Origin of the sequence: Wolbachia endosymbiont (group B) of Melanargia galathea, from assembly GCF_964030625.1 — a bacterium.
GTDB lineage: Bacteria > Pseudomonadota > Alphaproteobacteria > Rickettsiales > Anaplasmataceae > Wolbachia.
Map to the genome: position 1 here is coordinate 980,216 of NZ_OZ034910.1, position 15,605 is coordinate 995,820.

The 15,605-nt window shown below is 32.6% G+C and carries 17 protein-coding genes and 2 tRNA genes; 14 read left to right on the forward strand and 5 right to left on the reverse strand.

The genetic code is table 11. The annotated features are described in order from the left end of the window. The first annotated feature begins 247 nt into the window (after window positions 1-247). The 4 genes from AAHF52_RS04330 to AAHF52_RS04345 all read left to right on the forward strand — a co-directional run bounded on the left by AAHF52_RS04330 (window position 248) and on the right by AAHF52_RS04345 (window position 2,782). Window positions 248-338 (forward strand) — tRNA-Ser (locus AAHF52_RS04330). 118 nt (window positions 339-456) lie between these two features. Next, window positions 457-1,584: a SurA N-terminal domain-containing protein gene (locus AAHF52_RS04335; protein ID WP_019236781.1), complete on the forward strand. Its 1,128-nt coding sequence runs from the start codon at window positions 457-459 to the stop codon at window positions 1,582-1,584. A gap of 33 nt (window positions 1,585-1,617) precedes the next feature. Next, window positions 1,618-2,247 (forward strand): hypothetical protein, encoded by a 630-nt coding sequence (locus tag AAHF52_RS04340; RefSeq protein ID WP_019236782.1) that lies wholly within the window; start codon window positions 1,618-1,620, stop codon window positions 2,245-2,247. Next, a complete protein-coding gene (locus AAHF52_RS04345; protein ID WP_019236783.1) occupies window positions 2,231-2,782 on the forward strand; it encodes a 5-formyltetrahydrofolate cyclo-ligase in 552 nt (183 codons plus the stop codon). Before AAHF52_RS04340 ends, AAHF52_RS04345 begins: the two co-directional genes overlap by 17 nt. Before the next feature lie 544 nt (window positions 2,783-3,326). Here the strand turns inward: AAHF52_RS04345 and AAHF52_RS04350 are convergent. Then, on the reverse strand, window positions 3,327-4,340 hold the full coding sequence (locus AAHF52_RS04350; RefSeq protein ID WP_264376658.1) for a hypothetical protein: 1,014 nt from the start codon (window positions 4,338-4,340) through the stop codon (window positions 3,327-3,329). Between the two features lie 141 nt (window positions 4,341-4,481). Between AAHF52_RS04350 and elbB the strand changes: the two genes are divergently transcribed. From elbB to dapA, 9 genes are all read left to right on the forward strand, one after another. Then, entirely contained in the window at window positions 4,482-5,180 is a 699-nt protein-coding gene (gene elbB, locus AAHF52_RS04355; protein WP_214303179.1) for an isoprenoid biosynthesis glyoxalase ElbB, read from the forward strand. A 129-nt stretch (window positions 5,181-5,309) separates the two neighbouring features. Beyond that, complete coding sequence (locus AAHF52_RS04360; RefSeq protein ID WP_052264887.1) at window positions 5,310-5,618, forward strand: hypothetical protein; 309 nt, start codon at window positions 5,310-5,312, stop codon at window positions 5,616-5,618. A gap of 58 nt (window positions 5,619-5,676) precedes the next feature. Then, on the forward strand, window positions 5,677-6,603 hold the full coding sequence (gene ispH, locus AAHF52_RS04365) for a 4-hydroxy-3-methylbut-2-enyl diphosphate reductase (protein ID WP_007302221.1): 927 nt from the start codon (window positions 5,677-5,679) through the stop codon (window positions 6,601-6,603). A gap of 270 nt (window positions 6,604-6,873) precedes the next feature. Beyond that, window positions 6,874-8,313 carry a hypothetical protein gene (locus AAHF52_RS04370; RefSeq protein WP_264376884.1) on the forward strand — a complete coding sequence of 480 codons (1,440 nt, stop codon included), beginning with the start codon at window positions 6,874-6,876 and terminating at the stop codon, window positions 8,311-8,313. Between the two features lie 4 nt (window positions 8,314-8,317). Next, a complete protein-coding gene (locus tag AAHF52_RS04375) occupies window positions 8,318-8,926 on the forward strand; it encodes a hypothetical protein (protein WP_264376659.1) in 609 nt (202 codons plus the stop codon). Next, the gene (locus AAHF52_RS04380; RefSeq protein WP_052264933.1) at window positions 8,923-9,711 is read left to right on the forward strand and encodes a hypothetical protein; all 789 of its coding nucleotides are present in this window, start codon (window positions 8,923-8,925) and stop codon (window positions 9,709-9,711) included. Before AAHF52_RS04375 ends, AAHF52_RS04380 begins: the two co-directional genes overlap by 4 nt. A 12-nt stretch (window positions 9,712-9,723) precedes the next feature. Beyond that, a tRNA-Arg gene (locus AAHF52_RS04385) sits at window positions 9,724-9,797 on the forward strand. Between the two features lie 68 nt (window positions 9,798-9,865). After that, window positions 9,866-10,348: a single-stranded DNA-binding protein gene (ssb, locus tag AAHF52_RS04390; RefSeq protein ID WP_006014313.1), complete on the forward strand. Its 483-nt coding sequence runs from the start codon at window positions 9,866-9,868 to the stop codon at window positions 10,346-10,348. Between the two features lie 9 nt (window positions 10,349-10,357). Further along, window positions 10,358-11,245 (forward strand): 4-hydroxy-tetrahydrodipicolinate synthase, encoded by an 888-nt coding sequence (gene dapA, locus AAHF52_RS04395; RefSeq protein ID WP_264376660.1) that lies wholly within the window; start codon window positions 10,358-10,360, stop codon window positions 11,243-11,245. An 80-nt stretch (window positions 11,246-11,325) separates the two neighbouring features. On the opposite strand, the gene AAHF52_RS04400 is transcribed toward dapA, so the two are convergent. Both AAHF52_RS04400 and AAHF52_RS04405 read right to left on the reverse strand, forming a co-directional pair. Further along, window positions 11,326-11,847 carry a hypothetical protein gene (locus AAHF52_RS04400; protein WP_264376661.1) on the reverse strand — a complete coding sequence of 174 codons (522 nt, stop codon included), beginning with the start codon at window positions 11,845-11,847 and terminating at the stop codon, window positions 11,326-11,328. A 611-nt stretch (window positions 11,848-12,458) separates the two neighbouring features. After that, window positions 12,459-13,436, reverse strand: coding sequence for a quinone oxidoreductase family protein (locus tag AAHF52_RS04405; protein WP_007302226.1), 978 nt, complete (start codon window positions 13,434-13,436; stop codon window positions 12,459-12,461). Window positions 13,437-13,555: 119 nt separating this feature from the next. Between AAHF52_RS04405 and AAHF52_RS04410 the strand changes: the two genes are divergently transcribed. Further along, complete coding sequence (locus tag AAHF52_RS04410) at window positions 13,556-14,257, forward strand: ankyrin repeat domain-containing protein (RefSeq protein WP_214303448.1); 702 nt, start codon at window positions 13,556-13,558, stop codon at window positions 14,255-14,257. A 46-nt stretch (window positions 14,258-14,303) separates the two neighbouring features. Here the strand turns inward: AAHF52_RS04410 and AAHF52_RS04415 are convergent, their stop codons facing one another. Next, window positions 14,304-14,840 carry a cytochrome c oxidase assembly protein gene (locus AAHF52_RS04415; RefSeq protein ID WP_010407017.1) on the reverse strand — a complete coding sequence of 179 codons (537 nt, stop codon included), beginning with the start codon at window positions 14,838-14,840 and terminating at the stop codon, window positions 14,304-14,306. After that, complete coding sequence (locus tag AAHF52_RS04420) at window positions 14,841-15,563, reverse strand: Bax inhibitor-1/YccA family protein (RefSeq protein ID WP_007302228.1); 723 nt, start codon at window positions 15,561-15,563, stop codon at window positions 14,841-14,843. Between the last annotated feature and the right edge of the window lie 42 nt (window positions 15,564-15,605).

The following is a 15,605-nucleotide window of genomic DNA, read 5'->3' on the forward strand; positions in this document are numbered from 1 at the left end:
TTTTATAACAAATTCCATCAGTAACTGCCTGTTCTTTCCTTGAGTGGTGCAACAAAGCCCACTGGGATCCAGTCCTTTCGCACAAAAAACGTTGTAAAGTAACTTAGTTGGATCCCAGTGTCAGCTACTCTGATGACAAGACAGGTTTCAATATTTGCATGCATCTGAACAGATACAAATATTGCAATTAAAAGCATTAGACAGGCAGTAAAGGTCTTGATATTATATAATCTTAAGTTCTAAACTTGGAAGGGTGGCCGAGCGGCTGAAGGCGGCGGTTTGCTAAACCGTTATACGATTGAAAAGTCGTATCGAGGGTTCGAATCCCTCTCCTTCCGTATATTATTGTTTAGGTATTCATTACAGTAATTTCACCCTCTTTTTTAATTATTAAAAAGTTAGCTAGCGTTTATTCAGTATTTATTATAGAATTAGTTATTAGCTAAATAATTTTATATGCATAAAATACTAATTTTGATATTAATAATGCTGCCGCTTAGGTTACTTGCAACTGAGATTGAAATTGTTGCAGATGTAAATGGTGAGCCAATTTCAAATTTAGATATCGAAAGACGTATAAACTTCATAAATTCATTGCTTGGCACTCAGAAGATTAATCAAAAAGAGGTAAAATCTCAAATTCTAAGACAGTTAATAGACGAAATTATCATTGTCAGCGAAGCACAGAAGATGAATATAGAATTGAGTAACGAGGAGTTAAATAATGCTGTCACGTTATTCTTAACTCAAAGTTTAAAACTTAAGGCTGATGAAGTTGATCAATACGTAAAAAAGCATAATATAGATCTCAATACCCTAAAAAAACAAATAAAGTGTCAGCTGCTGTGGAACAAGATTATTGAAGTAGGAGTTGTACCGCTTATTAATATCAGCGATCAAGAAGTGGATGATGCAAGAAAGCAAAAAGAGAAGTCTGATTACCTTATTACGTTTCAGGAGTTCATAATTCCCGATCAGAAGATAGCTGAAGACTTAGTAAAAAAATTACGTACCAGTAATAATCCAGAATCTTCAATAAAGATGAGCAAAGCAACCGTTAATTTAAGTCAGCTAAAAGGTAAACTCAAGGACGTTTTGGAAGGATTAGAAATCAGTGATGTAGCAGGTCCGGTTAGTTTAAGCGAAGGTTACTCTGTTATAAAAGTCATAGATAAAGTACAGCTTAATCATACAATGCTGAAAAGTACTTTAAAACTGAAACAGGTTGTAGTTGAAGGTTCAGAAAGTTTACTCTCTAGTTTTAAGGAGCAAAAGGTCAGTTGTTTAAATTTTGACAAGTTAGCAGATGATTTCAAGTTGCCAAGCGTAAAAGAGTTTGAAATAAAAATGCGAAATTTAAATCCTGATTTACAGATTTTATTTAGTAAAACAAATATGAATGAAATAGTAGAATTAAGAGAAAATAGCACTGCAAAGTTGATGATGTTATGTGATATCAAAAATAATGCAATGGATATAGAAGCAATCAAACAGGAAATGTATCAACAAAAGATTATGATACAAAGCAACCTGTTATTGGATAATATGCGTAAAAATGCAGCTGTTAGTTATCAGTTTAATTGAAGTTAGAGAGGTTTTCTACTCCATAAAAAGTTTATGAAGAATATAATGCTCATTGGCGGTGGAGTTGGAAATGCAGTGTTATTTTCGATAGGGAAGGCATGTCTTGAAAACAATCATAAGGTTTTATATTTCGCTGGCTATAAAAAATTAAGTGATGTATTTAAACGAGCACTGATAGAACGTGCATCAAGTGCAGTAATTTGGGCATGTGAAGAAGGATTGATAGAAACAAGCAGAGAACAGGATAAATCCTTTCATGGTAATATAGTTGATGCAATAATCTCATATCAGCAAGGAAAGTTAGGTAAAATTACTATTAGTTTAAACACTATAGATAAAATCATCACTATTGGTTCTGATAAAATGATGAAAGCTATAAATGAAGCTAGAAAAACAATTTTAAAGCCATATCTAAAACCAAAACACATAGCAATATCATCAGTTAACTCTCCTATGCAGTGCATGATGAAAGAAATCTGCGCTCAATGTATTCAGCAACACATAAATAAGGAAACAGGAGAAATAAGTTTTGTTTATAGTTGCAGTAATCAAGACCAGGATATGGAGCTTGTTGACTTTGATTTTTTAAGTGAGCGCTTGAAGCAAAATAGTTTACAAGAAAAGCTCACTGCAAAATGGATAGAACATGTTCAAAGACACTAAACAGCACAAAGAGGAACTAAGGAAGCAATATAGAACCATAAGAAAAGATGTTGATGAAAGTTATTCCAGTTATGCAGCAAGTTCCCTTATTAATCTCTTTAATCAGAACTTAAGCTACGTTAAAGGTAAAACAATAGCAGCGTACATTCCAACAGACGGAGAAATTAATGTTGTGCCTTTGATGCATCGTTTACTCGATTTAGATTATAAAGTAGCAGTCCCTAATAAAAACAAGTTATTAAAATTTGAGGAATGGAATAAAGCAGATGAAGATATAATCCCCGATACAATCATTACTCCTGTTATTGCTTTTGATGATCATTTTAATAGGTTAGGTTTTGGCGGTGGTTGGTATGATGAAATGATAAAAAAATTACGGCCACTTGGAAAAATATTTATAGGTGTAGCCTATGAGAAGCAATATTGTAAAAATTTACCTGTGGAAAAACACGATCAAAAATTGGATATTATAATTACTGAGATGTGTGTTAGACTTGAAAGCAGGTTGCTCAAGAAAACGGATAGAAAGGAGTAGCATAGTCTACCTCTTTCTGATAGTAATTGCTTATCTGTTTAGATGCATGCAAATATTGAAACCTGTCTTGTCATCAGAGTAGCTGACACTGGGATCCAACTAAGTTACTTTACAACGTTTTTTGCACAAAAGGACTGGATTCTAGCGTCACGCGCTAGAATGACATCAACTTTTGAATTCCAGTTATGCAAGAAATCTATTCATTTGAAACTTGTTTGAGAAACGTAGCTATAAAAACCGCAGGTACCAGTTGGTTTTTATTAGCTAAAGTAAAGGTCAAATATCTGGAATTCTGGACATAAAATCCCCCTGTAAAAAAGATTAGAAAAAAATGCAGTGCACATACGACAGATATACACTGAAGAATACATTTTTAATAAGTTTGATTAAAAAGTCTGCAGACTAAAGATAGATTTTGAGCTCTTAAAATATCTCTATTTGTAATTATAATGAGATTTAAAATATGCGGAAGTAATTTTTTGTGTCCGCTTAGCAGGGTGGCAAAATAAGATAGACAGATACATTAAAACGCTCTTCAAATGTATCAACCCATTTCTTTCCCTCCTTCACTAACTCGTTCAGCACTTGAACTATCTAATTTAGGACTTGGTTCTATTTTCTGAACTTTCTCATTAACCTTTTTTTCCACCTCCTCTATTTTATTATTACCAATTGCCATAATTGCAGGTAGAAAATCTTTCATCAAATCTAGCAATTTCTGCATATCTTCCTTATGAGTACTGATGCCCTTTTCCAGAAGTCTGATCATATCAACTTCTAAAAAATTTTGAATAGTTCCATTCTTTACTAACTCTTGTATAGCAGATCGTTGCTCTTCATTTTTAAGCATTTTTATGATCCTTATTTTATTCTGGGCCTCTTTTGATTTTTCAGCGTTTTCAGGGTATACCATATCATCAATGAACTCTTTCTCTAATCTAGAGAAGTTAATCTTTTCCCAAGTCAATTCATCGATCACATCTTTCACAAAACTTTTCACTGCTTTTCCGCATTCAATTGCACCCTCTTTTACTTTACCAATACTTTTATCTGCATTTTCTTTTATTTCATCTCTATGCTGATATATGGCATAACCAATAGCAGCTATAGCCGCTATTGCTAAAAGCCCTAACAACGCTATTCCACCACCCAACAATGCACCAGCCACTCCCCCTATTGCTAATGTACCTACTAATGCACCTGTCAATGTTGTAAATGCTGCTCCACTTATAACTCCTTGAACTAACAGTTGGTTGCCTAAAGCTTCAAGTTTTTCCTCCATTACTAGATTTTTACCAACTTGCTCAGCTAGTTTTTTGAATTTTTCTCTTCCTGATAATTTTTTTGACACAGCTGTAAAAAATTTTTCGCTTTTCTCATTTTCTAATAAACTGATTATGTCTGCCTTTTTAGTTGAATCTAAATTTTTCAGATCTTCATTTTGATCCAAAAACTTTCTTGCTTCTTCCTGTAAAGCTTTATCTCCTTGAATAATTTCAAATATACCTTGAGCAAGGTACTCGCTGTTACCAGTATCTACTGCACCACCTTGTACCATATTCAATTCCCATCAATTATAAATATGCCTAATTATATATACTAATTATTAATTATATTATAATTGACATAAAATAATTACTCCTTTCCAAATATGGAATTTGTATTACAATACCTAGATTATATGAAATCAAGGTATTTTATGGGTGAGAAAAAATTAAGAGCCGCTGTGGTTTTATCAGGATGCGGCCACCTCGACGGCACAGAGGTGAGAGAAGCAGTTTTAAGTTTGCTTGTGCTTGATCAGCAGGAAGTTGAAGTCACGTGCTTTGCTCCTGATGTTGATATCACACAAGTTATGAATCACAAAACAAAAGAAGCAGTAAAAGAAAAAAGGAATGTACTTGTAGAATCAGCAAGAATTGCAAGAGGTGAGATAAATGATTTAAGAGAAGCTAAAGCTGAAAATTTTGACATGCTAGTCGTACCTGGTGGATATGGAGTTGCGAAAAATTTATCTGACTTAGCTGAAAATAAAACAGTAATGCCTGAGTTTGAAAGATTAGTCTCAGAGTTCTTTGTTGCAAAAAAGCCAATAGGAACTATATGTATATCTCCAGCCATTATTGTTTTAATTTTAAGTAGCAAAATAGGTAAAGAAGAAAGTAAGATTAAGGTAACTATAGGAGACGACAAAGACCAGTTGATAGAGAAGCTCGGCGGCGAACATATAACATGCGATACAAAGCTATCAATAGAAGACGAAAAGCATAATATATTTTCCTGCTCTGCTTATATGCGTAGTGATGAAAGTACACACTCTGTATATCAAGGAATAAAACACATGATTGACAGTATGGTGAAAAAAATTAATAAAAAAACCAAACAACCATTTCTCTAAAGTGTAGTTTCTTATACAATTAATTATGTCTGTTGCATTATTGTTGTAGCCAAAGTAATCTGTAATTGCTTATTAATGATAAGCTATATTTAGTATGTAAGTTTAGTTCTTTTTTTTATAGATATAAATATGTCAGATCTTTTTTATATTGAAAGTGAGTGTTGTGTAGATGGTCAGTGTGATACTTATGCAGGAGAAGTGAGTATTAATGATGTCATGTTGGGCAAGTTTAGTCTAAATTCACACAGTGGGAAAAAAGCCATGGTAAATATAGACATCGTTACATTCGATATCCATATTGCTATGGATGGCCAAGATGGAAAGACAATAAAAAGAGACCTCAAGAGTCCTGAATTTACAATTAAAGATGACGGTTCCTGGTATATTAACAAGAGTCTTGGTAGTGATAAATTTGAAATTATAGTAAAGCAGTCATGATATGAAACATAGTGAGCGGAGCTTACTTTTTAGCAATGTTTACATACTTACTTAAAAAATGGAGATTATCTTAGCTGAACCACGCGGTTTCTGTGCAGGGGTTAAAAGAGCTGTAGACATATTAGCAATCACTTTAGAGAAATACAAAAATGAACGCCAAGTTTATGTACTACACGAAATCGTTCATAATAAATATATAGTAGAGGGCTTTAAGAAACAAGGAGTGGTTTTTGTAAGCAGCATAGAAGACATTAAAGACAATAGAGGAATATTGATCTTCAGTGCACATGGAGTGTCGAAAAGTATAGAGGATGAGGCAAAAAGAAAGGGTGTTCAAGTGATTGATGCAACATGTCCATTAGTTAGCAAAGTACATAAAGAGGCAAAAAGGTATGAGGATAGTGGTAAAGAATTAATTCTAATTGGACATGAAAATCATCCAGAAGTTAAAGGAATTATAGGAAGAGTAAGTAATCCTATATCTCTAGTGCAAACTATGCAAGACGTATACAATTTACAAATCAAAGATCCAGATAATTTATCTTATGTAACACAAACCACGTTAAGTATTGACGATACCAAAGAAATTATTGCTACACTGAAGCTCAGATTTCCAAGCATTACAGGCCCCGACTTAAAAGATATATGCTATGCAACACAAAATAGGCAGAACGCTGTTAAAAAATTGGCTAAAATTACAGACGTAGTGTTAATTGTAGGAAGCAAAAACAGTTCAAATTCAAACCGTTTATTAGACCTGTGCATTTCCACAGGAAAAAGAGCCTATTTGATTGATAATTATAAATGTATGAACAAAAATTGGTTGCAGGGCGCAGAAAAAATAGGAATTACTGCAGGTGCTTCTGCTCCTGATATATTAGTTGATGAGCTAGTAAATTACTTAAAAATAAATATGAATACAAAAGTTTCAGTCATGCCAGATGGATTCACTGAAAATGTTCAGTTCAAGTATACTAAATGGTAATGTGCAACAACGTGCGTCAAATCAAGTCTTTAGCTTAATTCAATTTTCAGTCTGTTGGAGAATAAAATATCAAGCTGAGATATAATTAATCCTCGTTTGTCAGGTTAAGTTGTGTCTAGCACAAATATAAAAAACCTTCATCATACAAAAGGGTTAATATTACTACTAATTTTATCAAAAACTTATAATATAAGTAATATTGTCATCTAATGTTTAATGAATTTCAATAAATTACCTTTTTAATTCTAGATGAGTATACACTTTGTTAATATGTTTGGGTCAAAACCCAAAAGTAAGTTTATGCTTTCTATAGGAAAAGAAGGCACAATGTTACTATATTTTAAAAATGATACTTTAAATAAAAGATATTTTGCTAAGGACAAAAATAATAAAGTTGTTTCTGACTTAATTTCATGTCTCTCATCAGATAAAAAAGCACCCTTATATCTGGTTCTCAATCACACTGATCAGAACTATTTGCTACAGTCTATCCCAAGAGTAAATAGGATTAGTGCTTATCTATCAGCAAAAACAAAAGTAGAGCATTTTGCTCATAATAACGATATAAATTCTATTCTCTTGGTCGAAAAGCCGAATAAATTTAATCAAAACTGGTGGTATCTATTTGTTTCATCAAAAGCAAATCATTTAATAGAATATTGGTTGGACGTGTTTGTTGAAATAGGCTCTAACTTTAAAGGAATATTAATGTTTCCTATAGAACTAGTCAGTATAGCAAAAAAGATTCTACACAAAGATCCTAGTAACTGGAAAATTATAGTTGCTGCAACTAAAACAGGTGGCTATAGACAAGTGGTTCTTAAAGAGAACAAAATGATATTTACACGTTTAATACCATTTACTAATGATAATTTACCAGGAATCATTGCTGGTGAAATATATCAGGAAGTGAAAAATACAATTCAATCTTTAACTAAGTTTGGATTTGAAAAAAATGACCCTGTCGACCTCTGCATTATAGTATCAGAAGCTATTAAATCTAGTTTATCAGTTATAAATTTTTCAGAGAATAGTGTGAACATATTGACTCCATATGAGCTGGGTAAACTATTGGGGGCAGAATTAGCTATAAGCGAAAAAGATAGCTTTTGTGATACTACAATTTTGTTTCACAGCTTTAAGAATAAGCCAATAAATATTTTTAACACAAAAGAAACTAAAGAATTTTATCTATTTAATTATCTTTATTTAAATTCTCCTCAAATTTTTCTATACCTACTCTTGGTTTTAGTTGTAATTAACGCCTTTTGTTTGCAAAATTTGTATTCAAATTTTAATGTTGCTGATAATTTATCTGCAACGCGGAGTGCTTTAAATAACAAACTAATAAAACTTAGCCAAATCTATAATGTAAAAAAGATAGATGAAGTTTACGATTTTATTAATATAAATAATATTTTATCAAAAATAGAGTACTCTCCCCTTACACAAATTAAGTATGCAGAAAAGTTAAAAGTACCAGGTGTAGAGCTTCAATCGTTTGAGTGGAATTATAATGAGGCAAAAAGTTATATTACCACAACTTTAAGGTTTAATTTTCAATCTGGTAAAGACATTTCTTATCAATACGAGAAACTACAGAAAAATTTAAACGATAATTTCCGTACTCATGATATTAGTATCTCTAGCTTACCTACTACTAAAGAGAAAAATCTATCTATTGATGTTGAAATAGGAGAGGCAATGTAGATTGATGACTATCTCTCAACTAAAAAGAAAAGCTACAATTCAGTGCATATATTACTTATTGTTATCTATTGTATTAATAGGGTTATCAACGTGTTTTATTATCTATAACAAAAAGGTTTATAATAAAAATCAAACTGCAGCTGAGGAAATACGCTCTATTAATTTACAGATCATTGAAATTCAAAAGAAAGAAGTCGTTCTAAATAAAAACCTAGATTTATGGAAAAGAATTTCTTCTTCAAACTTACATAGTAGCAGATACATTACAAATTTAAATTTTGAGCTTAACAAGCTATATAAAAAACACTACATGTTAGAACCTGAAATATCAATTTCTATACCTGAAGAAGCTGAACTCCACAATAAAAGTGAACATACAAAAGTAATAAGAAGTGAAGTGGTTCTAAGTTTAAGCTCAATTAGCGATAAGCATATTTTTTTATTTCTACAGTCTATTCCAAATCTTCCTGGTTATGTTATGATCAGATCTCTTACCTTGAATAAGCAGAGAAATATAGATTCTGCAGCTATAAACCAGATTTTAAGTGGTAATATGATAGAGATAGTGAGAGCTAGTATAGTTTTTGATTGGTATACCATATTAAGTAGATGAATATAAAGTTGTTTTTTATTTTTACGCTGCTGTTTTTTAATGTTAGTGCATATTGCAATTGCGAAGATCTTGTAGAAAATATAGGGATTTGTAAAAAATATTCTTGCCAACAGCATATTAGTAATGAAGATTTTATTGAGCATAAAATATTAGGGTTAAATAGTGAAAATTTATGTGTATATATAGAAAGACAAGGCAATGATGAAATGGTCTGTCATCATTCTAATGATGGAATGATTATAGAAAAGAAGTACTTAAAAAGTATTTTAAAAGTTGGAAATCAAGAAATAAATGACTTCATTGATATAGCAAATTTGCGTGCGAAGGAGTGTTTTTTTATCAACAATTATTATATAGATCGAGACGATATAATAAAAGAGGCAGCAGAGAGTACTTTATCGCAATATGGTAGCATAAAAAGCATTTTTTTTGATGAAGAGCAGGTTAATAGAATAGTTAGTGAGATGGAAAAGTTTAACTTACAGTCTTCAGGAGTTACAGAGGAAGAAAATTTCAATTGTAAAGTAGTCAGTTTAGATTCAATTTTATACTTTTCCCCCGATACATGGAAAATATGGGTAAATGGAAAGTTGTTTATAAATACTAAGGATTTAAAAGTGCACTCAGTAACTGAAAATTATGTAACTTTTTCATGGGCTGTAAACCAAAAGATAACAAAAGAACGGATAAGCAATTCTAAAAATGTACATTTTGGACATGGAGGTATTATGTTTACGCTTTATCCAGAACAAAAATTTGATTTAGATAGTTTATCTATTAAATAATCTAATACATCTGCGCTTGTAGCTCAGTTGGATAGAGCGTTGCCCTCCGGAGGCAAAGGTCGTGGGTTCGAATCCCTCCAAGCGCGTTTTTAATTAAATTTGACAATAATACTCTCACATAAGATAATAAAGAGATTTATTTTAAAGCATAATTATGTCTAGTGGTACTATAAATAAAGTCATATTAGTTGGTAATTTAGGAAAAGATCCTGAAATTAGGACTACACAAAATGGAAAAGAGATGGCAAGTTTTTCGATAGCCACATCTGAAAGTTGGACTGACAAATTTTCTGGTACGCGCTCTGAAAAGACAGAATGGCATAATATTGTAATTTTTAGTGAAGGATTAGTAAAAATTGTTAAGGATTTTGCGCGCAAAGGTAGTAAAGTTTACGTTGAAGGTTCTCTGAGAACTAGAAAATGGACTGACCAAAATGGTAGCGAAAGGTATACGACAGAGGTGGTGCTATATAACTTTAATAGTGCCCTTACCCTTTTAGATTCACGCAACAGTATGTCAAACTCTGATTACAAGCCAAGTGAATACAAACAAAATGAAACAGAACAAAAAGATAAACACGGAAGTTTTGACAACGATATAAAAGACGAACTAATCGATGATGAAATACCATTTTAATAACTTCAATTGAAATCTACATTTTTATGGACTGCTTGTGTTACTCCTTTTAATTGCAGTGGAGATAGTATAGATTACCAAAGCTTGCAGCGTTTACTAACAATGCAAGCTGAAGCTGAAAATGGTGTAGTGTTGCTAGGTAGCACAGGTGAAAGCTTATCACTTACTGATTCTGAAAAGCGCACATTAGTTGAATTTGTATGTGAGCTAAAATTAAATACGAAAATTATAATTGGTGTACCAGGAGTGAATCTATATCAGACTCTTGAATGGCTTGATTTTTGCAAGGGTATGCCTATTCATGGCTATCTAATGACAACTCCCATTTATGCAAAGCCTGGAATCATGGGGCAAACTTTATGGTTTGAAAAGCTGCTTGAAAAAGCACATGTGCCAGCCATGCTTTACAATATTCCATCAAGAGCAGGAGTGAGTCTTCACGCTGAAACTGTACGCAACTTATCCAGCCACGAAAAATTTTGGGCTATCAAAGATTCAAGTGGCACCGTTGATACTTTAACTCAGTATAAGAAAGTTGCACCAAATATTGAGGTCTTTTGCGGAGATGATAATATGATACCCGATATGGCTGCTAAGGGTGCGGCTGGTCTGGTTTCTGTTGCTGCCAATGTTTGGCCACGTGTAGTACATGAATATGTTAAGCAATGCATGAGTGGCGAGAACCCTCAGGCAGACAGTTGGCAACAAGCTTGCAAAACTCTATTTACTGCCAGCAATCCAATACCTACTAAAGCACTCTTGCATGACATTGGGCTTATAGAACACAAAACTGTTCGTCTACCACTAAGCACAGAAGACTTGCCTTCTATTGAAACATTGAGGCAAGCTAATAAAATGATTCTTGGATGGAAAAATCAACTAGCTATGCAGGATTAGGACTTGAGCGGATAATTCAATTATACTTAACATGAAAAAAATGAGCTAAATCCTCTTCAAAAACTTCTATCTATCGTTTCTTAAGATACTTCCCTGCACGTATACCCACCAACAATTTTCACATCACTATCAACTGAGCTACCTGGCTGTTTATTTCCTTCTGGAAAAAAGCACTCAATTGCTTTATCAATTAAGAAATTTAAAGGAATACAAGCAATCACACTCACTACAAAAGTTAAAGCACCTATAGCTGCTGGTGATGTAAAGCCAAGAGCAACCAATCCTGCTCCTATCCCAAATCTAACACCAGTACACGCAATTGCTTGCACTATTTCTTTTGAAGAGTCCTTAAAGCCCGAAGTTGAGAGTTTTGCTATTAAAGCTATTGCATATAACGATGATAATAGAAACCCAACACCAACCATTCCACCTGCAACAAGAGGTGACAAACCAGAAATAGAGCTTATAGCGTAATTTGTAAAAATTCCATCAATAGCTCCTAAGCCTGCTACTATCCCCCCCACTATTCCACAGGATATCCCTGCTATTGCCATTTCATATATCAGATTTGATTTAAATTCTTGATCTTGGAAACCACTCATAACCTTATCTCTTTAATTAAAACTTATATAAAGGCTAACATACTAACACATTATAGTCAATACTTCTATGTTATTCTTTTTGGAGTTTTTAATTGACTTTCAGCACACTTTAGCCTTATATGTATGGTCCCAGAGTGTAATGGTATATAAAATATGAGAACAAAATGCCATTAAAGGAGAACTTATGATTACTGGATATATCAGAACAACAGAGACAATTCATAAAGCAATGTAAACTTTCTAAGTACTAACTCTAAAACTATTGTAAAACAGAAAAAAGCATTCATTTAAAAGAAAAATAACAGCTCCATATACTATTGAAGTGATAATACTTATAATGTTAGATGTGACACCAAATCTAATTTGAAATATAACTTATTTACTCAGCTTCTTTTGAAACTACTGTGAACATAATATCTATAGATAAAACATTGCATTACCACGCCACTAACGAGTAGCAGAATGACAAGTTTTTCAAACTAGTCCGGTATAAAAATCTCAGTCAGTTTAGCTACAGCTGTATGCTTTTAACTCTCCCAAAAAGAAAATTAACCATGTGAAATTCTTGTTGATATGACTTAATGAATAATTATTTTAGGTTACTAAGTTATTTAAGAAACTTTGATAATATTTAGCCCACTTACTTTTCTATTTTCCATGTCACGATGAGCCTCTATTATTTCATCAAATTTATATTTTTTATTAATTCGTACAATTAAAAGTTTTTTTCTTATCATTTCAAAAATTTCCATTGCAGTAAGCACTAACGTAAGTCTATTGTGCTTGTAGTGATATATCGAAGTTCCAGCTGCAAATAACGAACGCGAACTAAGTAAAGAGAAATTAATAGGAGCATTACCTGATATCTGCCCATAGGAAACATATATGCCAAACTTACCTAAAGATTCAAAAGAGAGCTTGCTTGTAGCGTAACCTATAGGGTCATACACCGCACCTACTCCTCTATTTTTCGTAATCTCCATGATTTTAGAAACGAAGTCTTTATCATTGTAGTTTATTGCGTATGTGCAGCCACTTTGTAAAGCTATCTTCATTTTTTCGTCAGAGCTTATAGAACCTATCACTATACCTTTTTTATCCTTTGCCCATTGGCATATTATTTGCCCCAAACCACCATTAGCTCCATGAACTAGTACAAAAGCACCAGGCCTGATTTTATAAGATTGATTAACTAAATAGTGAGCTGTCATACCTTTAAACAATACTGCAGCAGCAACTTCATCAGGTATATCATTCGGAATTTTTATCAAATATTTCTGGTGTACAATGCGCTTTTCACAATATGCCCCTGGAGGAGCTGTGCAATATCCAACTCTATCTCCAACCTTAAGTCCATCACTAATTTTTTTACCAAGCTTTTCAACAACTCCTACTGCCTCTACTCCAAGTACTGATGGCAGATCTTTAATTTTGCGTGTACCTTTTCTGTGTTCTAAATCATAACGATTTAAGCCGATAGTTGTATGACGTATTAAGACTTCCTCATCTTTTGGCTCACCTATGCTCTTATCTACAAATTCTAATACTTCTGGCCCCCCAGTTTTTTTAATTTGTATAGCTCTAACCATGATAAATGTAAGACAAAAACTTTAATTATGTTATCTAGCAATTAATATTTTGCAAAATGTTATTTAGAGTTTATACACTACATAAGCGTATTGTTAATAGTTTTGAGGCACAAATTATCATGAACAGAGAAATTTGGCTTTATGGTGTTTTATTCAATGTGTTGTGCAAAGTGGATGAAGATAATGATTTGGATGTTAACAATGTAATAAAAAAAATAAAAGAAAGGTTAGAATATAGAATACAAAAATCAGATAAAAAAAGAGATTATTGTAAATATTTATATACTTCTTGGGAAAAAAAAGGGTTTGATATTAATCACCAATTTGACTTGAAAGATTATGATGGCTTTCCAATAGATAGTCTTTTTTCTATTGCCATTAATTATAAATTATACACTTTAACAAATTTAGCGCAAGTTTTAATAAAAGCAGGAGCTAATGTGCAAAATGAAAAAGGATATTTACATGCCTGCGTTTTGGCTCGTTCTCCAGATATATTAAAAGCTCTCATAAAAGCGGGAGTAAATGATAACCCAAATGAAAACTATGGTGGAAATACCGCTTTAGACTATGTTGCTAAATTATATGGTAGAGATAAGTCAACGAAATCCAAGGATTGCTGTAAAATTCTAATTGAGCATACATTAGAAAAAAAACCTCACAGTAAAATGCCAGACTCTATAAAAAGTAATAAAGAGTTAACTGAGTACTGGAATGCCTGTAAAGCAAATAGTGAAGAATGGGAATTCGCAATACCAAAAACCGCAATACAAGTACTTAGTGTGCAAAAAACAAATAAGTGCTTCTGCCCAATTAAATAGATCTGTTGCATAACTATTATTTAAATCAACAATAGTCAAAGGTTTGTTATTTAAGCTTAAAAAACGTATATGATAGTGTTATTTCACTTAAATCTTTTGTACTATTGTCACGCATTATTTCAGGGTCTACGTAAAAGGATACGGGCATAGCCGCTTTTTGTTTTGGTAGCAGCATTTGCTCTTCAAAACAAAAGCATGCAACTTTATTGAAATATTTACCTGCTTTAAAAGGTGTGACATTATACACTGCCATTCCAAAAGAAGGCTGATCAGATAAATTTTTTGCATAATAAAATACTAAACTTTGTTGCCCTATATTTGTATCGATGTAGTTAGTTTCTGATTTAAATTCCCAAGGCAGACCTGATATTATATCAGCATTAAGGTGAACCCTGATTTTTTGGTCAGTTGCATTTATTGTTGCATTAGTTACTTTTCTCGTTGTGCCACCATATCCAGTAGCTTTACAAAAGATGCTATACAACGGTACTGAAGCATATGCAAGACACAGCATCAATACCACTAAAGATATTAGGAGGAAAACTATAGAACTTTTATTGTTTCCCCTTAAAAAGGAAATCATCTAATCCTTATTGTTGAACAAGTTAAGTAACCTGAGTAAATTGAGGAATATATTGATGAAGTCAAAGTAAAGATTAGTTGCACCAAGTATTGCCAGCTTAGTAGTTGCAACTTCTGAGCCATCATTATATCTATAATAAACATCTTTGATTCTCTGAGCATCGTATGCGGTCATTAAAGTAAACACTATCACTGATACAAACGATATTGCAAAATAGAGAGGACTGCTTCCAAGAAACAGATTAACTATAGATGCAATGATTAACCCCCAGATTCCCATAATCAAAAAAGAACCCATGCTGGTAAGATCTTTTTTTGTAGTATTACCATATAAAGCCATAGAACCAAACATGATCGATGTAATGAAAAATGCTCTCGCTATATTTTCTGCAGTATAAATTATAAAAATATGAGATAAAGAAATTCCCATTAAAACTGAGAATAGAAAAAATACAGTAAGTGTTGACTGAGCACTTAGGTGTTGAAGCCTAAAAGACATATAAAACACCAATGCAACTGGAGATAGCATTACCACAAGCGATAGAACAGGATTGGAATAAATCACCTGGAAAAGACCAGAAAACACTGTTAAAAACGCAACAAGCCCTGTAACACCTAAAGCTAAAGCCATATAATTGTATACTTTAGTTAGGTAACTCCTGAGTCCAGCACTATAATAAACGCCCTGAGAGCGAATATCCTGTTCGTTTTTCATATAAGACATATGTAACTCCTTATTATCTCTTGATGATATATTATAATACAA

Coding starts and splice junctions, on each gene's coding strand:
- AAHF52_RS04410 (WP_214303448.1), top strand. CDS start 13,556: ATGAACAGAGAAATTTGGCTTTATGGTGTTTTATTCAATGTGTTGTGC.
- AAHF52_RS04335 (WP_019236781.1), top strand. CDS start 457: ATGCATAAAATACTAATTTTGATATTAATAATGCTGCCGCTTAGGTTA.
- AAHF52_RS04340 (WP_019236782.1), top strand. CDS start 1,618: ATGAAGAATATAATGCTCATTGGCGGTGGAGTTGGAAATGCAGTGTTA.
- AAHF52_RS04380 (WP_052264933.1), top strand. CDS start 8,923: ATGAATATAAAGTTGTTTTTTATTTTTACGCTGCTGTTTTTTAATGTT.
- AAHF52_RS04420 (WP_007302228.1), bottom strand. CDS start 15,563: ATGTCTTATATGAAAAACGAACAGGATATTCGCTCTCAGGGCGTTTAT.
- AAHF52_RS04405 (WP_007302226.1), bottom strand. CDS start 13,436: ATGGTTAGAGCTATACAAATTAAAAAAACTGGGGGGCCAGAAGTATTA.
- elbB (WP_214303179.1), top strand. CDS start 4,482: ATGGGTGAGAAAAAATTAAGAGCCGCTGTGGTTTTATCAGGATGCGGC.
- AAHF52_RS04400 (WP_264376661.1), bottom strand. CDS start 11,847: ATGAGTGGTTTCCAAGATCAAGAATTTAAATCAAATCTGATATATGAA.
- AAHF52_RS04345 (WP_019236783.1), top strand. CDS start 2,231: ATGTTCAAAGACACTAAACAGCACAAAGAGGAACTAAGGAAGCAATAT.
- ssb (WP_006014313.1), top strand. CDS start 9,866: ATGTCTAGTGGTACTATAAATAAAGTCATATTAGTTGGTAATTTAGGA.
- AAHF52_RS04375 (WP_264376659.1), top strand. CDS start 8,318: ATGACTATCTCTCAACTAAAAAGAAAAGCTACAATTCAGTGCATATAT.
- AAHF52_RS04415 (WP_010407017.1), bottom strand. CDS start 14,840: ATGATTTCCTTTTTAAGGGGAAACAATAAAAGTTCTATAGTTTTCCTC.
- ispH (WP_007302221.1), top strand. CDS start 5,677: ATGGAGATTATCTTAGCTGAACCACGCGGTTTCTGTGCAGGGGTTAAA.
- AAHF52_RS04350 (WP_264376658.1), bottom strand. CDS start 4,340: ATGGTACAAGGTGGTGCAGTAGATACTGGTAACAGCGAGTACCTTGCT.
- AAHF52_RS04360 (WP_052264887.1), top strand. CDS start 5,310: ATGTCAGATCTTTTTTATATTGAAAGTGAGTGTTGTGTAGATGGTCAG.
- AAHF52_RS04370 (WP_264376884.1), top strand. CDS start 6,874: ATGTTTGGGTCAAAACCCAAAAGTAAGTTTATGCTTTCTATAGGAAAA.